The following is a 25,892-nucleotide window of genomic DNA, read 5'->3' as shown; positions in this document are numbered from 1 at the left end:
CAATCAGATCCGCAATAAAGCTGTTTTATGCCATAATTCGGCTAGAATATTTGCATCATTTTTTTCAGAGTACCACCGAGGAAATCGTTTTGCCGTCACTTTCACTCGGGACCCGCCTTGCCGTCATTGTTATCCTTGGTTCCATCTTGACCGTCGGGGCAGTTCTGGCTGTCGCGTACAACGCCCTGGTGGACGATTTCGAGGCAATACTGACTGAGCAACAGCTCGTGGAAACACGGAGAATCGCCTCCGAGGTAGAGCAGCGCCTTGACCTGAAGCTGGACGTACTCAGTGAATCTGCCGCCATGATGACCGATGGCAACGCCCTTCACGCAATCACCGAAATTAATTACCAGCTCAACCGACAGAACCTTCTGCGTTCACTCTTTCCAGATGGTCTTGTGGTGTTTGATGCCGAAGCAACCGCCATTGCAGAGGACTTTTACGTTCCGGGCCGTATCGGCACGAATTATTCCGACCGAAACCATTTCCGGCGCGCTATCCGGACCCGATCCCCCATAATCAGCCGACCCATCATTGGCCGTACAACGGGCGTGCCCTTGCTGTCCTTTCTTGCACCCATTGAGTCCGATGAAGGAGATCTGCTCGGATTCTTGGGTGGCACCGTAAATATTGGTCAGACCAGCCTGATACCCAAAGAGATGCTCAGGCGCCTGAGGGAAGAAGAGGATCTGTTCAAGGTTGTTGATATTGAAAACTTTCTTTACATCGAAGGCGGCCCGTCCCCGGGCAAACGTATCCAGCCTCTTCCAAAACCTGGCGCCGACCCCCTGGTTGACGCGGCCTTATCAGGGATCACGTTTGGAACCGTAAGGGATAACAGTGGCAAGGAACTGATTTATGCGGCCAGTCATCTGGAAGATCTCGGCTGGATGTTCGTTCGCTCTGTTCCTTACGAACGTGCTACCGCTCCCGCGAAGGATTCATTCCTACAGTTCTTTATCATCAGCGCGGCTATTGGTTTAGTTATTGCACTGCTGGGTTTTGTTGCAAGTCGAACGGCCATAAAGCCTCTGGACAGAATGACCGAAAAGATCGAAGAGATGGCAAAAACCCCCTCCACTGGTCAACGACTGACTGCCAATGGCGCCAAGGAGACCCGGAAACTGGCCACCGCGTTCAATCAGCTCATGTCCGAGCGCGATGCAATCAGCGCCATGAAAGAAAACTTCGTCTCGAATGTCAGCCACGAGTTACGAACCCCCCTGACCTCACTCAATGGGGCACTTCGCTTACTGGCTTCCGGGGCTGCCGGTCAACTGCCCGGGAAAGCAGAGGAAATGGCGAGTCTGGCTCTGCGAAACGGCGATCGCCTGCATCTTCTGATCTCGGACCTGCTGGACTTCAGCAAGCTGACTGCCGGCCAAATGAACGTCACTCTGTCTGCTCAGCCCCTGGCGCCTGTCATCAATACTGCAATTGCCGGCAATATCGCACTGGCCGAGGAACACGATTTGTCGTTGGCTACCGAAGGCCTTGAGGATCAGATGGTTGTGGCTGACGAGCACCGCCTAAGACAGGTTCTCGATAACTTTATCAGCAACGCCATAAAGTTCTCGCCGCCTGATGAGTCCATCACTGTCAGAGTTGAACAGACCGCCCGGGGCTTTACCCGCATCACAGTCAGCGATTGCGGTGATGGCGTGCCAAAGCAGTTCGAGAGCGAACTCTTCGAGCGTTTCTCCCAGGCGGAGGTCGGTACATCAAAGTCCATCAAGGGCACAGGCCTCGGCCTCGCGATCTGCCGCGAATTGGCAAAGCTCATGAATGGAGAAGTTGGCTATTTCTACGATCGCGGCGCCAACTTCTGGATTGAACTTCCCAATAATATGACCAGGAAGAATCACGTCAATGAAAGCGCCGGAAACACCTCCCGAGGAGTCTGAGCGCCAGGCGGCGCTCGAACGTACAGGCCTGCTGGATACAGCGCCTGAAGAACGTTTTGATCGCTACACCCGCATGGCATGCAAAACATTTCGGGTGCCGACTGCTCTGGTTAGCCTCGTGGACGAAAACCGGCAGTGGTTCAAGTCCTGCCAGGGCTTGTCAGCGTCGGAAACACCCCGGGATATATCCTTCTGCGGTCACGCTATTCTTAGCTCGAGTCTTCTGGTCATCGAGGATACGTTGCAGGACTCAAGGTTTGCGGACAACCCGCTCGTTTCCGACGAACCACACATACGCTTTTACGCAGGCGCCCCTCTCCACGATCGAGAGGGTTTCAGATTAGGCACCCTCTGCCTGATTGATCGGGTACCGCGCACCTTTGACGAGGAAGACCAATCCCTGTTGCGCGAAATCGCCGATTGCGTGGAGAGGGAGATTAACCTTCAGGCGGCAAGCGAATTCTACCGGGACCTGAAACGCAGCGAGCGCAGGGCCCGCGCAATTATCGAAGGCACCAGAATTGGCACCTGGGAGTGGAATGTACAAACCGGTGAGACCGCTTTTAACGAGCGTTGGGCCAATATCTGCGGCTACACGCTGGACGAACTGGAACCGATCAGTATTGAGACTTGGTTGGGCCTGGCGCACCCGGAGGATCTGCCTGAATCAGAACGTTTGCTTAAAGCTCATTTTGCCGGCGAATTGTCCGAGTACGACTACCGATGCCGAATGAAGCACAAGGATGGCCACTGGGTTTGGGTACACGATCGCGGCCGGGTCTTAGAATGGACCCAGAACAACGAACCACTGGTGATGTACGGTACCCATGCCGACATCACAGAGGAAATGAACAATCTGAATAAAATCCAACTTCAGAATGAGGCGCTGGCCATCCTTAATGATCTGGCCCTGGACACCGAAACAAATGACGACATTCGCATCGAAAGAGCCCTTCGCCTCGGCTCTGACTACCTGAAGCTGCCGCTTGGGATAGTCAGCGAGATCCACAGTAACGTTTATTCCATCCGGTGGTTTATTGCCCCCAAAGACGCTGGGCTAGAACAGAATGCCAGTTTTCCACTGAGAGACACCTACTGTTCGATGCTTCTCGGTTCCCGTGAAAGCCTGGCCATTGCACACATGGCCAAGTCGACCCATCACGGTCACCGGTGCTACGACAAGTTTGGGCTTGAGAGCTACCTGGCCGCGCCCATTTTCATCAAAGACCGTTTGTACGGAACTCTGAATTTTTCTTCGCCGGAACCGCGGGACCGAGACTTCTCGGATACTGAAATCAAGTTTGTGACTCTCCTGGCACGCTGGGTTGGAGCCCTCATTGAAAGGCAGCTCAGTGTGCAGATGCTCACCAAACTCGTGGAACAGACACCGGGCATGCTCTATCAGTATCAACAGTGGCCGGATGGCCGTGTTTCGTTTCCCTACGCCAGCCCCGGAATCAGGGAGATATACGGTGTTAGAGCAGAGGAGGCACATGAAGATGCCTCGATCTGCTTCACCAAGATCCATCCCGACGATTTGCCCAAAGTAGCAGCCAGTATTGAGAGATCTGCGGAGTCCTTGACGCTCTGGCACAGCCACTATCGGGTAACAGACGGCAAATCCGGCTGGCGCTGGGTAGAGGGCAAGTCATCACCGGAACGGATGCCAGACGGCAGTACCATGTGGCACGGTTACATTGCTGACATTGATGAGGCAAAACAAACCGAACTGGCCCTTCAGGAAAGCGAAGTTCAGCTCCGGAGACTCTACGAACTGTCACCCATTGGCATAGCGCTGAATGATTATGTATCAGGAGCGTTTCTTGACGTGAACGAGGCCCTGCTAGGTCCTACCCGATACAGCCGTGACCAATTGATGGCAATGGACTACTCGCAGCTTCTGCCTCCGGACTTCGAAAACCATCGACAGCAAATCATCGCCGAACTTCAGAGCGAAAGACGTTTCGGGCCTTATGAAGTCGAGATCGTGCGCGCGGATGGTTCAACCTATCCTGCCATCGTCCGCGGTATGAGAATCAGCAACCCCTCTGGCCAACCGCTGATCTGGTCCCTCATAGAAGATATTTCCGAGCGCAAAAAAGTAGACAGGATGAAGAGCGAGTTCATCTCAACGGTAAGCCATGAACTCCGTACGCCGCTGACCTCCATCTCGGGCTCTCTTAGCCTGGTCGAAAGCGGAACTCTGGGCGCGCTTCCCTCACAGGCTGAGCGTATGGTGTCTATCGCCCATCGCAATGCCGAGCAGCTGAAACAACTGGTTGACGACCTGTTAGACATGGAGAAACTTGTTTCCGGCAAGATGACCATGAACTTACGTATACAGGAACTTGGCCCCGTCATTGAGGAGTCGGCAGAACGTCTAAAAACCTACGCCCTGGAGAGCGGCGTTTCTGTGCAGATCGAAGACAGCAGCGCAAACTGCATGGCGAAAATCGATCGATCGCGTCTGGGCCAGGCATTTCTCAACTTGCTGTCCAATGCCATCAAGTTCTCGCCCCCTGAAGGTGAAGTTTTGGTATGCACCAGGGTCGAACATGGTCTTGTCCGTATCCTCGTTACTGATCAGGGAGCGGGCATTCCTGATGACTTCCGCGGCAGAATTTTCCAAAAATTCGCTCAGGCAGACAGTTCCGACACACGTGGCAAACGGGGAACAGGCCTCGGTCTGGCCATCACCAAAGAAATCATGACACAGATGGAAGGGGATGTCGGATTCGAGTCACGGGAAGGAAAGGGCTCAACTTTCTGGCTGGAACTGCCGTTGGAGCAAGTGAAGGCATAAACGATGATAAAAACTCAAGACCGGGCCTTCTTTTACCTCGTCTGGTTGGCCCGAGCCGCTGTTCTTGTCCTCTTGCTCGGGGTAGCCTTTGTACTCGATAACGCAGCTACCCAGACTCATCGAAACGACGTGCGTCAGGAATGGCAAGCCCGCCTCAACGATATGAACCTCAAGCTGCAGGGTGCCATCTTGCAAAACGTTCAGACGGTTTGGGGTCTGGCTGCCAATGTCTCTGTTCAGCCAGACATCACGGAGGCCGAGTTTCAACAGCTTGCCTCCGTAATTTTCTCATTGGCACCACAGCTGCGGAACATCGGTTTGGCCCCGGACCTGACCATTCGCAACATCTACCCGCTGGAAGGAAACGAGGCGGCTCTTGGGCTTGACCTGACCAGCCAAAGCCTCTCCCCAGAGCAGGTAAAGACACTAACGGAGTCCCGGAAAGCGCTGTTCAGCGGTCCGATCAATCTTGTTCAGGGTGGCCAGGGCATGGCGGCCAGGATTCCGATTTTCGAGAACGGGTCAGGTCAGTTCTGGGGTGTCATTTCCGTGATTCTCGATCTTAATCGTCTCTATAACGCGGTGGACATGGCGTCGTTTTCAGAAAACGGTTATCTGGCACTTTTCAAAACGTCGTCCCCTGGCCTCGAAGAAGACCCATTTTTCGGCGCCGCCACAACTCAATGGCAAGATCCGATAACCACCGAACTCAATCTGCCGGGCATTACATGGACGCTGTTCGCCCAACCCAGCGACGGTTGGCCAAGCCATCCGGAATCACCGGTGCTCGTGCGATCCGTTTTAGGCCTGATGGTTTTATTGCTTTTCGCAGGTGCCTTCTGGTTAACCAGCCTTCTGCTGCGCGACCACCAGATGCAGCGCCGCTTTTCGGGCCTGTTTGAACTGGCGCCTTTCGGTATCGGGCTGTACGCCGCCCAGAATGGAAAGCTCTTGCGTGCCAACAACAGCTTCGAAAAGCTGTTTGGAAACAAAGCAAATTCTCTAAATTTTTTCCGTTACATTTATGACCACAGGAGCCGGATTCTCTCCGAAGAACTGGACATTCCCGGCCTCTTGGAGAAAAAACCCCGTTTCAGCGGCCTGGAGGGCTATTTTCCTGACGCAAAAAACGAACTGAACCCGGTGCTGCTCCATGGCCTCACGCTGGACACGCTAAACGGCGACCCGGCTATCTGGTTGATTGCCGAGGATATTTCAGAGCAAAAGAAGGCGGACAGAGTAAAGAGCGAATTCATTTCCATCGTCAGCCATGAGTTACGGACGCCTCTGACGTCGATTGCGGGATCACTGGGGCTACTCTCGAATAATGCAGCCGGTGAACTCCCTCAAAAAGCGTCGAGATTGGCCGAGATTGCTTACAGAAATACCCAGCAACTGACACTTCTGATCAACGACTTGCTTGATATTGAAAAACTCGTTGCTGGCAAAATGGCCTTCAACATGGCCGACTGTCCGGTCGCAGAGATAGTGCGGGAATGCCTGGAAGGCATCGAAAGCTTTTCAGTGGACAAGAAAGTAACACTAAAAGCTGAGCATCTGGACGAAGTAAACATAAAGGCGGATCGCGGCCGCTTATGTCAGGCACTCAATAATCTTCTATCCAATGCAATCAAGTTTTCTCCCGAAGACTCAGTCGTCACTGTCTACACTTCAAAATCCGACCACGAGATCCGCATCTCAGTGTCCGATCAGGGCCAGGGAATTCCGAGTGAATTCAGGGACAGGATCTTCCAGAAATTCTCACAGGCAGACTCGTCGGATCGCAGAGCAAAGGGTGGCACCGGGCTTGGACTGGCGATCACCCGAGAGCTTTTGCATGCGATGGGAGGAGAGGTGGGGTTCGACTCTGAGGAAGGAAAAGGCGCCTGTTTCTGGCTGAGCCTACCCTTCGCCGAAGCGGAAGGAAAAGGCGCCACCTGACAGGCAGCGCCATTGTCGAGATTCAGGCAGTGCGCAACATCTCCCGCACCACGTAATGGAGGATACCGCCATGCTTGAAGTACACGGCCTCGTTGGCGGTGTCGATGCGAGATTTCAGCTCGCAGGTCTCCGTGGATCCGTCCTTGTACTTCACCGTCATCTTGAGGGTCTGTCCCGGCTTGATCTCGCCAGACAGGCCTTCAATGCTGATGGTTTCCTCACCGGTGAGCTTGAGGCTCTTGCGGTCCGTGCCTTCCGGAAACTGGAGTGGCATGACGCCCATCCCGATCAGGTTGGAGCGGTGGATGCGCTCGTAGGATTCGGCCACCACGGCTTTTACACCCAGCAGACGGGTACCCTTGGCCGCCCAGTCACGGCTTGAGCCGGTACCGTATTCCTTGCCGGCAACGACCACCAGCGGCGTGCCCTGCTCCTGATACTTCATGGCGGCATCGTAAATCGCCATCTGATCGCCGGTGGGCACGAATTTGGTGTAACCGCCTTCCACGCCGTCGAGCATTTCGTTCCTGATGCGAACGTTGGCGAAGGTACCGCGCATCATCACTTCATGGTTACCCCGGCGGGAGCCATAGGAGTTGAAGTCTTTCGGATCAACACCGTGCTCCTGCAGGTATTTACCGGCAGGGGTGTCCGGCTTGAAGGAACCGGCCGGTGAGATGTGGTCGGTAGTCACCGAATCGCCCAGCAGTGCCAGTATGTTGGCATCCTTGATATCGTCGATCGTGTCCGGTTCTTCCTTGAGCCCTTCGAAGAACGGCGGATGCTGGATGTAGGTGGATTTATCGGACCACTCGTACACCTTGCTTTCCGGCACCTGGATGGACTTCCAGGTAGCGTCGCCATCGAAGACTTCCGCGTACTCCTTGCGGAACATATCGGTCTTCACTTTCTCCACCGCTTCAGCGATCTCCTGCTGGCTCGGCCAGAGGTCCTTCAGATACACTGGATTTCCATCCTTGTCGTTGCCCAACGGATCTTTTGAGAGATCCAGGCGAACGTTGCCCGCCAGTGCATAGGCAACCACCAGGGGCGGCGATGCCAGCCAGTTGGTTTTCACCAGCGGATGCACCCGGCCTTCGAAGTTCCGGTTACCGGAAAGCACTGAGGCGACAGTCAGATCCCCATCGGTGATGGCCTGCTCTACCTCTTCCGGTAAAGGACCGGAGTTCCCGATACAGGTCGTGCAGCCGTAACCCACCAGGTTGAAGCCAAGTTTGTCGAGATCATCCTGGAAACCACCAACCCGGAGATAATCGGTGACCACCTTTGAACCCGGTGCCAGGGACGTCTTGACCCAGGGCTTGGTGCTCAGCCCCTTCTCGACGGCTTTCTGGGCAATCAGTCCAGCGGCCATCATCACGCTCGGGTTGGACGTGTTGGTGCAGGAGGTAATAGCAGCAATCACCACCGCGCCCGGATCCAGGCGACACTCCTCTCCATTCATTTGCATCGACTGGCTCGATGGATGTTCGAAGTAGGCACTCTGGGCACCGACGGCGGTACCGCCACCCTCGGATTCAAGTTTGCTTTCACGAACTTGCGCCGGGCCCTCGGCAGTTTCCATCAACAGCTCAAAGGAGGACTTCATGTTTTTCAGGGCAACACGATCCTGCGGGCGTTTGGGGCCGGCAAGGCTGGCCTCGACTTCGCCCATGTCGAGTTCCAGGTTGTCTGTGTACACCGGCTCATGGCCGGGCTCACGCCACAAGCCCTGGGCCTTGGCGTAGGCTTCCACCAGCTCCAGCTGTTCTTCCTCACGGCCGGTCAGGCGCATGTACTTGATGGTCTGCTCATCTACCGGGAAGAAACCACAGGTGGCGCCGTATTCCGGGGCCATGTTGGCGATGGTCGCCCGGTCTGCCACTGGCATGTCCTTAAGGCCGTCGCCGTAGAATTCCACGAACTTGCCGACAACGCCTTTCTTGCGCAGCATTTCGGTGACGGTCAGCACCAGATCTGTGGCCGTAATGCCTTCACGGAGCTTGCCGGTAATCTTGAAGCCCACTACTTCGGGGATCAGCATGGAAACCGGCTGGCCCAGCATGGCGGCTTCCGCTTCAATGCCGCCAACGCCCCAGCCAAGAATGCCCAGGCCGTTGATCATGGTCGTGTGGGAGTCTGTGCCCACGAGGGTGTCCGGGTAGGCGATGGTCTTGCCGTCCTGGTCCTTCTGCCAGACGGTCTTGCCGAGGTATTCCAGGTTCACCTGGTGACAGATACCCGTGCCCGGCGGCACCACACGGAAATTGTCGAACGCCTGCTGGCCCCAGCGCAGGAATTCATAGCGTTCCTGGTTGCGTTCCATTTCGATGGCTACGTTGTCCTTGAACGAGGACGCGTCGCCGAATTTGTCCACCATTACCGAGTGGTCGATCACCAGGTCCACCGGCGACAGCGGGTTGATCATCGCCGGATCCTTACCGGCTGCCTTGACCGCCTCACGCATGGCAGCCAGGTCGACGACGCCGGGCACGCCGGTGAAATCCTGCATTAACACACGGGCAGGCCGGAACTGAATTTCAGTGTCGGAATGACGATCCTTCATCCACTGCACCATGGCATCAATGTGGCTTCTGTCCACGGTGGTGCCATCCTCATTGCGCAGAAGGTTTTCCATCAGCACTTTGAGCGAAAACGGCAGGCGATTCAGGTCGCCGAGAGTGTCCGCAGCCTTGGGCAGGCTGTAGTAATGAAAGGTTTTACCGCCAGCATCCAGGCTGGAAAGGGTATATAGACTGTCTTTACTGAGACTTTCGTTCGACATGTGGTGCCTCCTTTTTCGTCGTTATCCGCGTATTCCGGAAGGCTCTTTCGAAGCCCTTTCAGCAACGCATCGACCGGGCAAGCAATCCCATACCGGGCAATAGCCTGATGAAAGGACTCCACAGCGTGAAGTCACCTTTAACTATTGCAGCAATTAACGAGAGTTCAACCGCGGGCCGGTGAATGTTCGGCATCAGCGCGGTGAATATCAGACCAACGTCGGAGAGCCGGACGACTCTCCGACATCAGTTCCTGGAAGGCTTAGATACGATACAGCTTCACCAGTTCATTCAGTTTTTCGGTGACCGCCTCAAGGTCTGAAGCCATGGTTCTGACCCGCTCCGCCTCGGATACCACATCGTTGTTCCGGCTGGCGATGGAATGGATATTCTCATTGATCTGAAGCGACGTGGCCGCCTGCTCTTCCGAGGCCGATGCGATCTGGTAATTCATTTGCGAAACCTCGCCGATGGCTGCTTCAACCTCGCGGATGGCTTCTCCGGTTTCTCGCATGGCCCGCGTTGATTCCGCAGAACGGGTCCGGCCCATCTCCATGGAAGTCTTGGTTGCTTCGGAGATTTGACTCAATTCGCCCACTGTCGCACGAATTTGGTCGGTAAATTCCTGAGTTCTCAAGGAAAGCGCCCTTACCTCATCCGCGACCACGGAGAATCCACGGCCATGCTCACCTGCTCTGGCCGCCTCGATGGCGGCATTAAGGGCCAGCAGATTGGTTTGCTCTGAAATGGCATTGATAGAACCGACAACAGAAGCAATGGATTCAATCTTTTCGCTCAGCTCATCAACCCGATTAGCACTACTTTCAAGAGCTTCATCGGTAGACTCCGTGAGTTTCGATGCGTTAGCCATTGCCTTACCGCCTCTGGTAGCGGCTTCGGAAGCATTACTGGCGGCGTCGGACGCCAATTGCGCGTTGCTCGCCACTTCCTGGATGCTGGCTGACATCTCGTTGGTGGCTGTTGCCGCCTGATCGGTCTGTGCCTGCTGCTCACTCGTGATCTGTGTCGTGGTGTCACTAACGCTGGTCATATCATCAGCATTCGAACGCAATTGACCAGAGAGCTCCTTCAGTCTGGCGATGAGCTCTACAAACCTGTCAAGCATGTTATTGAAGGAGCTGGCCGTGACGTTCTTATCTGCGCCATCGAGACGCGCGGTAAGATCATTATCCGCATCGAACGTCCGTATAATTTCAATAATCTGAAACGACTGCCTTTGCTCTGCCCCCATTTGGATCGCAAAAAAGACGAGAATCGCAGACTCAAAAACCACAAATGCCGCGTGTAAAAAGGTAATAGACCAGTTGCAGTCATAGTTGAAGATCATGATCGGCATCTCGCCCAATGAGGCACCCGCCAGTTCAAGAGCCGTAAATGCAACATGATGAAGCGCTATCGTTACAGCAGCGACCACCACCGGCAGCCAGTCCCGATAGATGATCACCAGGGCCAGCGCAGCAAAAATGTGGAAATGCATTTCGATTCTGCCCAGCTGCGCCTGGATCATGATGGCAGAGAAGAGCATCAGGCAGACCGCGAACAGTGACGACAAGGCCCTCGTTCCACGCATCGTAAAGAAGCCGGCAGTTGCAAGGCCTCCTACCAACAAAGACGCAACCAGAGCGAATGTGGTTGTCCCGTACCCCATCGGCACCAGCAAACCGACCACCGGAATATGGGCCAGAAGGATAAACAACATCTGGCGATCGGTGCGCTCCCGGATTTCAACTTCATAAGACTGACTGTTTACCGCTGTCGTCATGCAGAACTCTCACTCTTCTTGTCTTTTAGTAAGCGGCGAAGATCCTGTTCAACCAGTTCAAGATTCAGGTCTGGCGTTGTGTAAACCAGCCTTCGGCGGAAATCCCGCGTCACTACGTGCAGATTTGCGCTGTGAGCAATGAGATCATCCGCGGTACTACCCTGTTTAACGGCAAAATCGTTGTAAGCTGAAGCCAGTTTTTGAGCGGCCCGGTGATTTTTCGGTCGGTAGGCTCTGAACGCCTTGCCAAGACTCCGTGTCGTCTGTTGCAGCAATTCCGGCGTGTCGTTTTCGGGGTCGAGTGTGACAAACAGGAACTCTATGTCCGCCCCTTCAAGGCGCTGGCTAAGTTCCATCAGATTGACCAGCTGCACCGGACATACGGTTCCACACTGCTGATAACCGAAAAAGATAATCGCGAGCCCTTCTTCGGGAGGCCGGTAATCACCGACCGCTGCACCGGGTTCATTGATGGCCATGCCGTAGAATCCATCGTTATTAAGCAGTGAGGGCATGACAGGAAGTGCAGCCGCCACAACAAATGCCGAAACGAAAAGCAGAATGGCTGTGTATTTCTTGTTCACGTAGATTGCCCGTCGGAAATCGGCCCGGGTTTCATTTGAAACCTTCGCCCCGAATGTAGTTGCATCATGCAGATATATACCAGAAAAAAGCTTGCAATGGCGAACAAACACGGTCGTTGAATGCGACAAATCAATTTTTGTTGCAATAGAAAGTAACTTTGACAGAAGTCAGCTACATCTGGCGTTCGCCATAGAGCTGAGCATACAACCCCTCCTTGGCAATCAGTTCATCGTGATGGCCTTCTTCGATGATTCGGCCATCCTCGAAAACACAGGCTCGATCTGCCTGTTTAACGGCGCTGAGGCGATGGGCAATGATCAGGGTGGTGCGCTGCTTCAGGAAGGCTTCGAGATCCCGATGGAGCTGGAACTCGGTTTCCGCATCCAGCGCCGAGGTGGCCTCATCCAGGATCACCACTGAAGGCTCTGACAGGATCATCCGGGCAATGGCCAGCCGTTGACGCTGTCCGCCAGAAAGGCGCACGCCCTGCCGGCCGATAACGGTATCAAGCTGGTCGTGCATTGCGGCAACCGTGCCGTCCAATTGGGCGATTCGCAGGGCATCCCAGAGCGCGGCATCGGGCTTGTCCCGACCAAGGGTCAGGTTCTGTCGAACGGTATCGTTGAACAGCGCCGGGTGCTGAAGCACGGTCGCGACATGTTCACGAAGGCAGGGCAAGCCAATGCGCTCAACAGGCACCCCATCAATCAGCACCTCGCCCTGCTGCGGAGTGTACATACCGAGGATCACCTGAATCAGAGTCGACTTGCCGCCACCGCTGGCGCCCACCAGTGCCACTTTTTCGCCGGGCGCCAACTGCAGGTTGATGCCCCGGAGCACCTGCTCCTCGCCATAAGCGAAGTGGATATTGCGCAGGGTAAGCCCCACGGTATGACGGTCGCGAAACGGGTTCTCCAGCGCCGGATAGCGGGGCTCTTCCTTCAGATCCAGCAACCGGTTAATACGTCCGAGCGCCGCATTGGCAGCGAACCAAGCGTATTGCATGTTGAGCATTTCCTGAACCGGCGTCAACATGAACCAGAGGTAGCCGAAAATGGCGAACATCATGCCGATGCTCAGGTCGCTGAACAGCACGGTTACCATCGCGGCGGCCCGGAATGCGTCGACGCCGAACTGGAACAGCGCAAAGCTGGCCCGGCTGGCTGCATCGCTGCGCCATTCGAACTGGATCGCGTGGTCCCGCACGTTGCGGGCTCGGTCGATCAGCTGGCGCAGGTAATGCTTTTCCCGATTGGCCGCCCGCAGCTGGTGAATCGCATCCAGGGTTTCCGTCAGATCCCCCTGAAATTCCTCGTAAGCACTGTTCTCCCGTCGCTTGAGCTCCTTGACCCGCTTGCCGATCAGAATCGTGGCGAAGATGACCAGCGGATTGAACAGCAGAATGAGTAGGCCCAGCTCCCAGTGCACCCAGAGCAGGACCCCAGCGGTACCCAGCACTGTCAGGCTCGCCACCAGAAAACGGCTGATGGTGGTACCCAGAAACTGGTCTACGGTATCCAGATCGGTAATAAAGTGACTGCTGATTCCGCCAGAGCCGCGAGTCTCGTACTCGGACATGGCCACCCGCTGCAAACGCCCCAGCAGGCGGGACCGGATGCGGAACACCACATCCTTGGAAACCTTGGAAAATTCCCGGGACTGCAAAACGTTGAACAACAGTGCCGCCACACGAAGCAGAAATGCCACCACAACCATCAGGCCGATATAGACCACCGGTGTTTCCCAGCTCCCCGGCAGGAAGGAATCCATTACCGGTAACACCGGGCCAGGCTCGTCCAGTAGCACTTCATCCACCAGAACCGGCAGCAGCAGTGGCACCGGCACACTCATCACGGTTGCCATGATAGCCAGCAGATTGGCACGCACCAGTCTTGGCTTGTGCTTGAGCGCAAGCCCAAAAATATCCCGCCAGGTGTACTGCTGTCGGGTTTCGCGAGTATCGATACCGGTTACGCTGTTTTGCGGGTGTTCCAAGCAACCTCCGGATAATCAAATGTGCCCGGTTGGATACGCCCGGGAACTGACAATAGTCTACCTGTTAACTGGTTTGCTGCGATCAAAACCGACATCTGTCATCATGAGCCAACGATTTTCTGATGGACCAGGACAAAAGCACCTGTGAAACACGATTGCCACTATCACCCCGGCGACCCTGCCAAATGGCACTGTGGGGAGTGCCAGATTCACTACTGCAGCCGCTGCATGCCCGATGCCGATACCCGACAGCGTCGGGCCCTGTGTCCCCACTGCAGCAAGGCCATGCGATACCTGGGCGCCGCCACCGAAGTGGTCCCTTTCTGGCAGCGACTCGGCGCGTTCTTTCGTTACCCGTTCCATACCGATCCGCTGATCGTTATCGCCATCTGCACCCTGGTGCCGGTGGTAGCCCCCGCCAACCTGATTGGCATCCTGATCTGGCTGGTGCTTGCCCTGGCCCTGTTCAAGTATACCTATGCGGTGATCAACCACACCGCTGAAGGCCACCTGAAACCGCCCGCCGTGTCCGTCGCCTTCACCGGCAGTGGCTTTGATATTGTCATCCTGCAGTTGCTGGTCTTCGTGCTGATGGGCGGGCTGGTTGGCGCGGCTGCCATGCTCGGCGGCCCCATCCTGATGCTGCTGGCGCTGGCGTTTGTCATTCTGGCATTACCGGCCAGCATCATGGTTCTGGCCATGGAGCGTTCTGTGGGTGCTGCGGTGAATCCGATGAATCTGGCGGTGCTGATCTCGCGAATTGGCACCCCTTATTTCCTGCTCTACGGCTACCTGATCCTGCTGACCCTCGCCTCGGGCGCGGCCCAGGACTTTGCGGTGAATCACTTTCCGTTCTGGGTGGCCCAGCCCCTGGCCGGCTTCCTGAACAGTACCTTCACCCTGATTCTGTTCCACATGCTTGGCTACCTGCTGTTCCAGTACCAGGAAGAGCTGGGTTTTGCCTCGGACATTCAGGACGAAACCTCTGGGCAGGACACCCACCAGCGTGACCGAAGTGCCCGTTTCGATGCCGATATCGACATGAACCTGAAAGACGGCAACTACGATCGCGTGCAGAGCATGTTGAAGGAAGCACTGAAGCGCGATCGGGACAACGCCCTGAGAATCGGCCAGTTGTACCAGCTACTGACGGCCCGCCAGGACACCGACGAACTCTACCGCTACCACCCACGCATTCTGGGCTGGCTGGCCGATCGCAACGACGGCGAAGGCATCGCCGATGTGCTGAATACGATCCAGAAAGCAGAACCCGGCTTCAAGCTGGAGGATCCGGACCTGTCCGTGCGCTGCGCCCGGGCCCTGTACCACCGGGGCCAATTCAAGCCGGCGTTACGGGTACTGCAGGATTTCCACAAGCGCTTCCCGGACAGCGAGCAGTTGGCCCCGGCCTACCTGCTGGTCGCCCAGACCCTGGCCAACGGCTTGTCCCAGTGGGAAAAAGCGACGGCCTTCCTGACGTTTATCCAGAAAAAGTGCGTGAATCATCCGCTGCATGAACAGATTAAGGTTTATCTTGAGCAGGCGCAGAATAAAGAGCCGCTGAAGGGGCCAAAAGCGACGTTTTCCGTACAGGACTGACGCAGGGTATGGGAGGGGCTTCCCAAAACCGTGCGGAGCCATGGATGGCGGAGCCGAGCGTACAGGGACGTATTCACAGCGTGTTTTGGGAAGCCCCTCCCATACCCTGCTGCCCCGAGGCTAGCGGGCCTGAAGAAGTTGACGATAATGACGGGCTTTCGGTGCCATCTGGCGCTTTTCAAACTCTTCCACAAGCAACCGACAGGCCTCGGTAGTCAGCATGTCATCGCCCGTGCTTCTGAGCCGCTCGAAGGCTTTCTCTGCAGCCTTTAGATCATGTTGCTTGAGGCTGGTGAAAAGGACCCGGTTATGGTCTTCTGCCGCTAGTGGCTGATAGCTCTCCCCCTTGCCCAGGTATTCCTGCCAGATCGAAATCATCTGCTCTGGCTGGCGCCGGCTGAGGGCATCGTTCATCAGTTCTTTGGCGCGATCACGATATTCGGGCAAGTCCGGGCGGAGTTTGGCCAGCTGGTAAAGGTGTTCCAGCAGAATATGGCGTTCCGGATAGTGCTCACGAAGAGCCTCGAATTGCCGCCGGGCCAAATCGAACTCCATCCGGCCCAGGCTGGCCATGGCCTGGGCGTAACCGGTGGTAAACCGGGCATCCTGCTCTTCTTCTTCCGGCTCGAAAAATTCCTCTCGCACCTGCAGCCAGCTTTTGCCAAGCAGCCAGACCAGGCCGGCACCTGCGATCAGACCACCAGCGTGGGCCATGTAGGCGATACCGGTGGCACCAGCATACCAGTAATCGTAGATTTCCTTGCCCACCCAAACCGGTAACAGGGCAATAGCCGGAGCACGGAAATAGTTGAAGTAAACGCCGAGAAAGTAGAAGAAACGGATCTTCTGCAGGCCATAGATGGCTACGTACATGCCCATCAGGCCGGAGATCGAGCCCGAGGCACCCACCAGGGGTACATAGCTACCCGCCGAAACCGCGGTAAACATCAGGCCGGACAAGGCACCGCAAACCAGATAGGCAATCAGGTACCGACCCGGCCCCAGGGCTTTCTCAACGGTGAATCCCAGCAGGAACAGGAAGATCAGGTTACCGATGATATGGCCCCAGCCGCCGTGCAGAAACTGGTAGGTGATCAGGGTATACAGTGACAGATCGGCAGGAACCAGGCCCAACTGGTTGGCACTCAGCTTCTGGATGTACTGCTGCTCTATCGCAGTGCGCTGCTCCTGCCAACGGGCCCTTTCTGCCGGCGCCCAGATCACATCACGGTTCTGCAGCAGATACTGATAGAACTCCCGGTCCATCATCAGGTTGATGGCCAGCCAGAAGGTTTCGTTCTCTTCCCGGAGTTGCTGAAACTGCTGTAGTTCGTATACCCGGCCTTCTTCACCATGGAACTGGATTTGTCGTTGCAGGTAATCCTCGTAGGCCGGCGCCTCCAGCTCATGAAGGTCGGCGGCCAGGTACTGTTCAACGGCCTGCTCGAGTTTCCGGCTGTCGTCCCCCTGATAAAACAGAAAAACCAGCAGGCAGGTCATGATCAGGCCCAGGGTGACCCAGGGCGGGCGTTTCCAGTTGATGGCGTTTTCAGCCGGGATAATCAGCATGGGCGGTCACAATTCATCATAATCTGTCCCTGAAATTCTGCTTTTTTACCACAGCCTCGCCTTCTTTTCGCGCTCAAATGAAATCCAGCGCAAAGGTCGCTATGGGTCAATCCCGGAAATGTGGCACACCCCACAGAGTCGGAAAAGCCCGGACAACCGGTGAGACTGTCATTGGCGCGTCACACAAATGACATTAAATCATTTCCAGCGACGGACTGTGCCGGGACATGTATCGACTTTTCGCCAATTGCCGTTATTCCTGCTCCGGCCAATAGTGAACAGGAATAACAAGAAAAACCGGATACCGAACCAAGGATTTTCAGATGACCGTACTTGTATTGGATAACCCGGGCCTGATCGCCAATGCTGCGATGGCCGCAGGCTTCACCGCTGCCGCATACGATGCCGGGACCAGGCGCCCGCACCGCATGAAGTTCCACTACGGCTTTAACAAGCACTCACTGGACAAGGATGACATTGCCTTCCTGCAACAGCACGCCGCCTACCTGAAGGAGCACCCTTCCGTGAGCGTGCGGATTCATGGCCATTCCGACAACTTCGGTTCGGAGGATTACAACCAGTTTCTGTCACGATTGCGGGCCAGCGCAGTGGCTCGAAGTCTCATTCAGGAAGGCTTGGAGGAATCCCGGATTCTAATGCGGCACTGGGGCTCAGCGCGTCCTCTGGCAACACCGGAAGACAGGGCTGCCAACCGCCGAGTAGAACTGGAATACATGGACATGGGTGTCGCCCAGGCACTCTGAGCGGCAACACCAACCCCATAGGCCGCCCCCGGACTTACCGCATAGCGGGGGCTGGATGCACCCTACACAGGCGTGATGGAACACCCTGCAACCGCTGTCGGCGGCTTTTATGAAATCTTAATTGTTCCGATTTCCGAAGCGGTAAACGAATCAATTTCATTAAAGCTGAAAATTATTATTCAATAAAAACAATATTTTATTTACAAACTAGAAAGCAAACTTACATTTATTTAACGAACCTTTTGCCCGAATTCCTCGTCTTAGTCATGTATCCAGGGTTTAAAACTGTTACCTGACTAGAGAGGTCACTATGAACGCAAAAACCTTCACCACTGCCGCACTCATTGGTTCGATGTTCCTTGCCAGCGCCACATTCGCTGCAGGCGGTCCGCGCAACAGCGACGGCGGGGGTCGATCGGCAGAAACTGCCGATTCGGAAGATCTGACCACCATTGAGGTGAGCGATCTGCAGTTCATGCGCGAAGAGGAAAAGCTGGCCCGAGACGTTTATCTCACAATGGACCAGTACTGGGGCGACAGAACGCAGGTATTCGCAAGAATCGCGCTGTCCGAAGAATCTCATACCAGCACCGTAGACTACCTGTTGAAAAAGTTTGATGTTGAAGACCCGGTAGTGAATGACACGATCGGCGTATTCACCAACCAGGAACTTCAGGCTCTATACGACGAATTGGTTGCCAAGGGAAAAAACTCGTTTGTTGATGGCTTGTTCGTAGGAGGCCTGATCGAAGAGAAGGATATGAGAGATATTCTGGCCGCAATTAATCAAACCGATGAGCGCGCCATCATTCTCGCTTATTCCAATCTTTTGGATGGCTCGAAAAGCCACCTGAAAGCCTTTGTGAGCGTGATCGAGGCACAGGGACTGACTTATGAGGCTCAAGTGCTGGATGCGGAAGAAGTGGAGCTTATCCTCGAAGATGAGAGCCAAGTTGAAGACTGACCGGTTATAAAACCGGGTTGCTGAAAGCAGAACGGGCGGCCATTGGCCGCCCGTTCTTTTCTGCTCTAGCCATAAACCTGCCAGACGTTCCACAACAGCAATAAGGCTGTCACCAGAATCGCCAGCCAGGTCAGCAGAATGCCGATCATACGGGCCCAATGGGTGCCACCGCGACCGTTGATCATGCCGAAGGCATGAAGAATGCGACCAACCACCAGCGCCATACCGTTCCAGTAAATCAGAGTACTGGAAACGCCGTTTAGCTCAGCGATAGCCAGCATGAGCAGACCAAGGGGGGCATACTCCACCAGGTTGGCGTGGGCCCGGACCGCGGCCTCGAAATCCCGATCATCGGTGATGCCCAGGCCCTTCTTATACTTCAGACGAAATTTGACGACCTGAGCCGACAACACCAGCAAAAGAATGCCGATAACTGCGGCAAACACTCCGGTTACGGGTACGATCATGCTCAGGCCTTCTTGATTGCACTAACAATAGCGAGAAGCAACACAGCGCCTACCGTTGCAGTTACCAGCTCACCAACAGCGCCCTGGGCCGCCAGACCCAGAAGGCGGAACACAAAACCGCCGAGAAACGAGCCGACAATACCAATACCGATGTTGGCCAGAATGCCAAAGCCACGGCCCTTCATGATCAAACCAGCCAGCCAACCGGCCACACCGCCTATAATCAAAAACAGAATCAGATTCATCTCTTGCCTCTCCCTGAGGGTCGTTGAACATAACGATCAGTCTCGCAAGACTGCCCTGTTTACCGAAGTGCTTCAAGCACTTCCAGACGAGGCGATTACAATGTGGCAATCGTCTCCGACATTTTCTTGTGGCAACGCTCGATCAGCTCCGGAATATCATCAGCCGTGAGACCCTCGGTTTCGATGGGCGGCAAAACCCGAATGGCCACAGACTCACGCCGGCCGGTCCAGCCGAGGGCCTCATCGGCGTACTCCTGAACACAGACCATGGTGATGGGCGCGCCCGATGCTACCGCTGCGTGAAACGCGCCTTTCTTGAATTTCTGCAGTCCCCGGCCTCTGCTGCGAGTGCCTTCGGGGAACACCCAGAGGCTTTTCCGATCCCGTGCGATGGCACTGCTTGTGGCCCTCATAACCGCGATAGCCTTGTGGGAGCGTCCGCGATTAAGGATAACGTTTCCGCCCAGCCAGAAGACCTGTCCAAAGAAAGGCACCCAGACCAGTGACGATTTACCAACCGTCACGGTGCGCGGCGGCAACAGATCACCCATAACAAACAGATCGTCATTGTGCTGGTGGTTGGCAAGGACAACCGTGGGCCGGTCCTGGGGCATGTTTTCCCAGCCTTCCAGTGGTCGCTCCATTCCCAGGATTGCCCGCCCGAAACGGGCCACAGCACGCGCCAGGAAACGGTTGTTATCCGGATTGAACGGCCTCGCCGCGTAGAACACGAGCGCGAACAGGCAAATGATCGGCACGCTCAGCCACGCCAGCAGTTTTCTGATAATACCCATGCAACCAAACTCTGCAGCCAAATTTTGGCGCACAAGTGTACGCCAACTTTATATTCCGGCAACAGTGTCAATTTGTTCCCTTTGTTTACCCTTTGCCGAAGCTCTGACCACGTATCGCAGTGGCCCACCGGCGTCGACACTGTCGAACGGGTAACAGGTCACCAGCAGAAGCGTCCCCTCTGGCAGGCGCTGGGTATCGATCAGCTCTGAACGGCTGTCCACCACCCGGGCACCCTCCACCAGGTAACTCTGCCAACGGCCGTCCCGACCCTGCAGGCGCACCTCATTGCCGGTCTCCAGCGCTTTCAGGCTCCGGAAATGTGTATCCCGGTGCCCGGCAATGATCACGGCTCCCCCGACATCTGCGCCTCCGGTTAATCGGCCCGGCCCAAAGGCCAGGCTCTCACCATGGGTATCGGCCAGAACAATCATCGAGTCGTTCAGTTCCGGAATAGCCAGCCGGGCTACCGGCCAGGTGTCCGCCCACGGCCAGGGGCGCGATTCCGTCTGCCGGGCCTGGCTTTCAGCCCAGGCGATCGCCAGTAATTCCTGGGCGATAATCGCCTTGAGCGGAATCCATAACCCGAATACCAACAAGGTAGCAGAGCTGGTCAACAACAGAAGCAGAAGCCGGGTCATCAGAACGCCCTCCTCTGCAGCAGCACAATCGCCAGTGAAAACATCAACCCCACCAAACCGAGCGCGATGAGCAAGGGTGCCGGGGTCGCAGTCTGCGGGTATCGCAGCATGCCCGCCTGGCTCCCTGCCGGCAGCAGTGTGGGCAGGTTGTCCGATGTCATTGGCGTGTCCGTGTTCCGGGCGGGCGTTGAATCCACGGCCACAAAACTGGTGTAGGCAGACATCAGGCCGTGCTTAACCGCCAGCCCGGTCAGTCCGGCCTTATCCGGCTCCCGGCCAGCAACCTTGGCCTCATCCTCCAAACTGTCGATTTTCTCCCTCGCCCAATGCCGATGCAGCCCCGTTGCGGGAGCGGCCTGCTGCAGATCCAGCGTTCTGGTCCAGTCCCTGCCTCCCGGCAGGCGCCCCGACACCTCTAGCTGCCCCATGGCCGGGACGCCACGGACCACATGAATCAGCGGCTCGCCCTGGAACAAATCGCCCGGGCGTCTCGGAAACGACTCCTGACCGGCTTTCTGGCCGGGCCAGTTGACCCCGATATCGGTCAGAACCGGTGACTCCATGGCTGAGAACAGGGCCTGCAGAGGTCCATTCACATCGGAAGGCGAGTGAATCGCCGTGTAGGTACCCCGCCCCCAGCGGGCGGCTTCGCGCATGAAGTGCCGGTTCGGCGCAGAGCCAATAGCCACCGTAAACAGCCTCTGGTTTCCAAGCTGCTGGCGGATCTGCCGGAACAGCGCAGCTTCATTTCCCACCGCGCCATCGGTAATGAAAATGACCTGGCGCACCCGTGCGCCGCCTTCAGTCTCGCCTCCGCCGTCCAGGGCTCTGGACAGGGCCGGTGCCATCTCGGTGCCACCGTCAGCACGAAGGCGATCCACATACTGGCGCGCCCGGGCAAGGTTGTTACCGGTGGCCACTTCCGGCTGCATGAACAGGGAATGCGTCTGGCTGTTGAACTGGATGATATTGAACCGGTCCCTCGGTGTCAGTGTGTCCAGACCTGCCTGAAGAGCATCTCGGGCCTGGCGGATCGATTCGCCAGCCATGGAACCGGAGGTGTCGATCACAAACACCAGATCCCGGGGCAACGACATGGTGCCGCTTTCTCCAGGCACCAGCATGGCCATGAGGTAATCCTCTCCTTCCCAGGACTGATGGAACACCGCTGCCGAGGGCTCCAGCCCGGCAACCGGGCGCCAGCGCACCACAAAGTCCCGGTCCATCAGGATCTCGCCGCCATCGGGACGAACTCTGAACGTCTGACCGTCCTGACTCGTCGCAAGGCGATGCGACGGGCTGGAGACGCTCTCAAGGGGGAGCCCGGAATCAATCACCAGATTGATCACCGCCCGATGGCTATCGTCCGCCACATCACCCGGATTGACCGTAAAGGGACTGATGGCACCGGCATCTGGCACTTCGGTCGTCGGCACTGCCCAACCACCCTGCCACTGATCCGGCGCTGCACCGAGCGCCTTTCCCGGCATGTAACGGGGCGTCAGCGTGGTTGGCACAGTGAGTTCGAACACGCCGGCCTGATACTGCACCGGTTGTTGATACTTCAGCTCCACCGATACCGTCTCCCCCGGGGGAATGTTGGCCACCCGTGCGGTAAACAGATTCGGCCGCTGCTGCTCGACATTCGCCGCGTGCTGCCCGGCCTGTTTTGCTTTCTCATAAGTCCGGCGCGCCGTCTCCTTCGGCTGCACCTTGCCTTCGATCGTCCGCTCGCCCACTTTCATGGTCAGTCCATACACACTGGCCTTTTGCGGCAACGGGAACACAAACACGCCCTCCCGCCACCGGTCGCTGGTGTTTCGAAAACGCCTCAGCAGCCGGGAGTCGGCAATCAAACCGCTGATGCGCACATCGAAATCGCTCTCCAGCACCAGGGCCGGCTCCTGCCACTGACCCTGGCCGTCAACGAAGTGGAACTGGCCAACGTTGTCGGTCTCATTCGCCTCGGCATAGAGTGGGTGGACAAACAGCATCAACATCACGGCGAGCCAAAGGCTGATGCCCTCCACGCAGCGCTTTAACCGGATTCGCTGGCCGCTGTTAACGGAGGGACGTGAATGAAGCCTTAGAAGGGAACTGGAAATAATCATGAGGGAATCCTTGTGACTGCATGACTGTGCGAAACACCGCCATTTCAGCAATCCGGAAAGGAACTCCCATGGCAGATTGCGACAAACCGCCCTCGAAAAATGATGAATTGTGGCAACAACGCCCTTCGAACTTGTTATCAACACCTGCCGTGGTTAAATAGACACACACCGGCAAGGGGAAGCAGCCGCCACCATGAAGAAACACGTTGTACTGATCGAAGACGAACCCGCCATCCGCGACAACTACCGGGCCGCGTTCGAGCGCCGTGGCTATCGTGTGAGCGCCCACGGCGACCGGGCTTCCGCCTGGCAGGTGCTACGTCAGTCGTTACCCGACCTGGCCATTATCGACGTCGGGCTGGGCGATGAACCGGAAGGCGGTTTTGCCCTGTGTCAGGACCTGAGATCGCTGTCTCAAACCCTGCCGATTATCTTCCTCACCGCCCGCGACAGCGACATCGATTCCGTTCACGGTTTGCGCCTCGGCGCCGACGATTACGTAACCAAGGACATGAGCCTGGACCACCTGCTGGCCCGGGTTACCGCCCTGCTCAGGCGGGCCGACGCCTGGGCCGAAGCCCTGCAGAAACCGGACGAGGTGCTCGAGCGTGGCAAACTCTCTCTCAATGTGGATCGCATGACAGTGGCCTGGGATGAAACGCCCATCGACCTGACCGTCACTGAATTCTGGATGCTGCACTCGCTGGTTCAGCACCCCGGCCATGTCCGCAGCCGGGAACAATTGATGGAAGCCGCAAGCACGGTGCTGGATGACAATACGGTCACCTCCCACATCAAGCGTATCCGCCGCAAGTTCCAGCAGATTGACGCAACCTTTGACGGCATACAGACCGCCTACGGCATGGGCTACCGGTGGAACGCCCGTGAGGTCTGAGCCTTGAATCTCAAGCGCCAGCTGTTCGTTGCCAGCCTTCTGATGCTGCTGATCCCCTGGGCGGGCCTTCAGTTTGTTCTGGAGCTGGATGATGCCCTCCGCCAACAGGCCCGGCAGCAACTCCAGGCCCAGGCCGGGAGACTGGCCGAAACTGCCGGCGACCAGATCATCGGCACTGAGGTCATCAAACCCGAGGAACCGGCCATCTACGTGGAACCGCTCGCCGGCGACCTGAACCTGAATGGTTATGGTGACGACTGGCCGGGTTATGACGATGAAAATCAGGACATGAACTGGCAAGGCGACAGCTCCGTGACCGGAAAGCCCAGCCTTCAATGGCAGGCTGTGACAGATCAACGAAACCTGTATCTTCTGATTCGAGTTAACCAACGGAAGCCTGTTTTCTTCAACCCCGGCGATCCGAGTCAGCCACATGATCGCCTCAGGATCTGGCTGGAGCCAGCCCCCGGCAACCTTGCCACCGACGCTATCCGGAAATCCTGGCTGCTGCGCACGCCAGCCCCGGGCCAGCTGTATGGCCTGGAAGAGGTCGGAGGACAGCCGGACTATAGAATTTCCGGCTTCCTACAGGACGCCGGCCAGGGCTGGCAGCTGGAACTGAAACTGCCCATGCCTGTGGACCGAAGCCGCCTGGGTTTTGCGGCCTTATGGGGCAGTGATCAGGTAACCGGCGTCTCCACGTCGGTTGACCCATTGCCGGTGCTGGTCAGTCGAAATCTCGCCCTGGAGCGACAACTGGAACCCCAACTTAACCCCGGCCAGCAGGCCCGACTGGTTGAACCGGCTGGATGGGTCATCGCGAGACAACAGCCTGACTCGGCCGTCACAGCGCCGGAGTTCGACAGTCTCAGCCCGGTGCAGGTGCTCGAAAAGATCAGTCTCAATGCACTCAGGGGCCTGGTACGCCTCTACCAGCCAGAACCCATAGCCCTTGAAACCGACACCAACCGTGTGGACGTTGAGGCGCTACCGGAGACAGGTCTGGTCCGCCATGAGGATGACAGCGTCTGGCTGCTGACCACCCGGGAGGTTTTCGGTGGCCGCACGCTGATTCTCGAACAGTCCCTGGACCAGCTTCTGACCCTGTCCGGCTCTGCCCTGGGCTCGGTCATTGCCCGCAGCACCCTGATTATTGTCGCCCTGACCCTGGTTCTGCTTGGCTATGCCAGCTGGCTGTCCTGGCGGATTACCCGGCTGCAGCGCGCAGTCAGCGCCAGTATCGACGAAGACGGGCGGATCACCGGCAGAGTGCCGGATGCCCGAAGCAAGGACGAACTGGGCCAGTTGCAGCGACACTTCAGCCTGATGGTGGATCGTCTCCACGGGTACAACCGCTACCTGGAAAGCTTCTCCCGGCGACTCTCTCACGAGCTTAAAACACCTGTCGCCGTGGTTCGTTCCTCGCTGGAAAACCTCAACCACAGCGATTCGGAGGAAGAGCGCAGGCAATACATCGAAAGGGCCGCTTCCGCCACCGAACGCCTCCGGCAGATACTCCATGGCATGAGCGAAGCGGCGCGTCTGGAACAGAGCCTGGACCATGCGGATAAAGAACAGTTTGATCTGGCGGAGGTGGCCGCAGAAGCAACCGCTGCGTATCAGGCCCTCGACAGCAGCCATCAGATCCGCTACTCGGGGCCGCAGGCAGGCTGCAAGATCACGGGTTCGCCAGAACTGATGGTGCAACTGCTCGATAAGCTGGTCGATAACGCCCGGGATTTCACACCACAGAATGGCCTGATTGAGGTGGGCCTGGAAACAGTTTCGGAAGGGCTATGTCTGTCGGTCTTCAACGAGGGTTCAACGCTGCCCGAAGACACAACAACTGACATCTTCAGCCCCTTCGTTTCAATGCGGGACGGCCAGGAACAGGGCCACTTGGGACAGGGGCTACTCATTGTCAACCTGATTGCCGACTACCATGGTGCCCATGTGGAAGCCCGGAACCGCGCCCAAGGTGGCATTGACGGTGTGTGCTTCCGGGTTATGATCCCAGTTATCCACTCTTGACCACAGGACTACCCTGC

18 protein-coding genes are annotated in these 25,892 nt (G+C 56.7%); 8 read left to right on the top strand and 10 right to left on the bottom strand.

What is annotated here, in order from left to right; all coding sequences use genetic code 11:
- The first annotated feature begins 89 nt into the window (after window positions 1–89).
- The 3 genes from CFB02_RS15920 (at window position 90) to CFB02_RS15910 (ending at window position 6,651) form a co-directional block, all read left to right on the top strand.
- The gene (locus CFB02_RS15920) at window positions 90–1,907 is read left to right on the top strand and encodes an ATP-binding protein (RefSeq protein ID WP_088559277.1); all 1,818 of its coding nucleotides are present in this window, start codon (window positions 90–92) and stop codon (window positions 1,905–1,907) included.
- Entirely contained in the window at window positions 1,873–4,710 is a 2,838-nt protein-coding gene (locus tag CFB02_RS15915; RefSeq protein WP_088558776.1) for a PAS domain S-box protein, read from the top strand. The genes CFB02_RS15920 and CFB02_RS15915 overlap by 35 nt, the downstream gene beginning before the upstream one ends.
- 129 nt (window positions 4,711–4,839) lie before the next feature.
- Window positions 4,840–6,651 (top strand): ATP-binding protein, encoded by a 1,812-nt coding sequence (locus tag CFB02_RS15910; RefSeq protein ID WP_227519254.1) that lies wholly within the window; start codon window positions 4,840–4,842, stop codon window positions 6,649–6,651.
- A 22-nt stretch (window positions 6,652–6,673) separates the two neighbouring features.
- On the opposite strand, the gene acnA is transcribed toward CFB02_RS15910, so the two are convergent.
- The 4 genes from acnA to CFB02_RS15890 form a co-directional block, all read right to left on the bottom strand.
- A complete protein-coding gene (gene acnA / locus CFB02_RS15905; RefSeq protein WP_088558774.1) occupies window positions 6,674–9,436 on the bottom strand; it encodes an aconitate hydratase AcnA in 2,763 nt (920 codons plus the stop codon).
- 260 nt (window positions 9,437–9,696) lie between these two features.
- Window positions 9,697–11,217, bottom strand: coding sequence for a methyl-accepting chemotaxis protein (locus CFB02_RS15900; protein WP_088558773.1), 1,521 nt, complete (start codon window positions 11,215–11,217; stop codon window positions 9,697–9,699).
- A complete protein-coding gene (locus CFB02_RS15895; RefSeq protein ID WP_088558772.1) occupies window positions 11,214–11,801 on the bottom strand; it encodes an SCO family protein in 588 nt (195 codons plus the stop codon). The genes CFB02_RS15900 and CFB02_RS15895 overlap by 4 nt, the downstream gene beginning before the upstream one ends.
- A 172-nt stretch (window positions 11,802–11,973) precedes the next feature.
- Entirely contained in the window at window positions 11,974–13,797 is a 1,824-nt protein-coding gene (locus tag CFB02_RS15890; RefSeq protein WP_088558771.1) for an ABC transporter ATP-binding protein, read from the bottom strand.
- A 144-nt stretch (window positions 13,798–13,941) separates the two neighbouring features.
- Here CFB02_RS15890 and CFB02_RS15885 point away from each other — a divergent pair, with 144 nt between their 5' ends.
- Window positions 13,942–15,396 (top strand): hypothetical protein, encoded by a 1,455-nt coding sequence (locus CFB02_RS15885; protein ID WP_088558770.1) that lies wholly within the window; start codon window positions 13,942–13,944, stop codon window positions 15,394–15,396.
- Window positions 15,397–15,516: 120 nt separating this feature from the next.
- On the opposite strand, the gene CFB02_RS15880 is transcribed toward CFB02_RS15885, so the two are convergent.
- Complete coding sequence (locus CFB02_RS15880) at window positions 15,517–16,965, bottom strand: rhomboid family intramembrane serine protease (RefSeq protein WP_088558769.1); 1,449 nt, start codon at window positions 16,963–16,965, stop codon at window positions 15,517–15,519.
- 323 nt (window positions 16,966–17,288) lie between these two features.
- Here CFB02_RS15880 and CFB02_RS15875 point away from each other — a divergent pair, with 323 nt between their 5' ends.
- Both CFB02_RS15875 and CFB02_RS15870 read left to right on the top strand, forming a co-directional pair.
- A complete protein-coding gene (locus CFB02_RS15875; RefSeq protein ID WP_088558768.1) occupies window positions 17,289–17,729 on the top strand; it encodes an OmpA family protein in 441 nt (146 codons plus the stop codon).
- A 310-nt stretch (window positions 17,730–18,039) separates the two neighbouring features.
- The gene (locus CFB02_RS15870) at window positions 18,040–18,693 is read left to right on the top strand and encodes a DUF2202 domain-containing protein (protein WP_088558767.1); all 654 of its coding nucleotides are present in this window, start codon (window positions 18,040–18,042) and stop codon (window positions 18,691–18,693) included.
- Between the two features lie 65 nt (window positions 18,694–18,758).
- On the opposite strand, the gene CFB02_RS15865 is transcribed toward CFB02_RS15870, so the two are convergent.
- The 5 genes from CFB02_RS15865 to CFB02_RS15845 all read right to left on the bottom strand — a co-directional run bounded on the left by CFB02_RS15865 (window position 18,759) and on the right by CFB02_RS15845 (window position 22,949).
- Window positions 18,759–19,160, bottom strand: coding sequence for an MAPEG family protein (locus CFB02_RS15865; protein ID WP_088558766.1), 402 nt, complete (start codon window positions 19,158–19,160; stop codon window positions 18,759–18,761).
- 2 nt (window positions 19,161–19,162) lie between these two features.
- On the bottom strand, window positions 19,163–19,405 hold the full coding sequence (locus CFB02_RS15860; RefSeq protein WP_008175780.1) for a GlsB/YeaQ/YmgE family stress response membrane protein: 243 nt from the start codon (window positions 19,403–19,405) through the stop codon (window positions 19,163–19,165).
- A gap of 95 nt (window positions 19,406–19,500) precedes the next feature.
- Entirely contained in the window at window positions 19,501–20,199 is a 699-nt protein-coding gene (locus CFB02_RS15855; RefSeq protein WP_088558765.1) for a lysophospholipid acyltransferase family protein, read from the bottom strand.
- Between the two features lie 48 nt (window positions 20,200–20,247).
- On the bottom strand, window positions 20,248–20,838 hold the full coding sequence (locus tag CFB02_RS15850; RefSeq protein ID WP_088558764.1) for a class GN sortase: 591 nt from the start codon (window positions 20,836–20,838) through the stop codon (window positions 20,248–20,250).
- Entirely contained in the window at window positions 20,838–22,949 is a 2,112-nt protein-coding gene (locus CFB02_RS15845; RefSeq protein WP_088558763.1) for a marine proteobacterial sortase target protein, read from the bottom strand. The genes CFB02_RS15850 and CFB02_RS15845 overlap by 1 nt, the downstream gene beginning before the upstream one ends.
- Before the next feature lie 193 nt (window positions 22,950–23,142).
- Between CFB02_RS15845 and pdsR the strand changes: the two genes are divergently transcribed.
- Both pdsR and CFB02_RS15835 read left to right on the top strand, forming a co-directional pair.
- Window positions 23,143–23,844: a proteobacterial dedicated sortase system response regulator gene (gene pdsR, locus CFB02_RS15840; protein WP_014578623.1), complete on the top strand. Its 702-nt coding sequence runs from the start codon at window positions 23,143–23,145 to the stop codon at window positions 23,842–23,844.
- 3 nt (window positions 23,845–23,847) lie between these two features.
- Window positions 23,848–25,875, top strand: coding sequence for an ATP-binding protein (locus CFB02_RS15835; protein WP_088558762.1), 2,028 nt, complete (start codon window positions 23,848–23,850; stop codon window positions 25,873–25,875).
- The last annotated feature ends 17 nt before the right edge of the window (window positions 25,876–25,892 follow it).

It is taken from the genome of Marinobacter sp. es.042, assembly GCF_900188315.1.
Classification (GTDB): Bacteria; Pseudomonadota; Gammaproteobacteria; order Pseudomonadales; family Oleiphilaceae; genus Marinobacter.
This window is presented reverse-complemented; position numbering and strand designations above follow the sequence as displayed.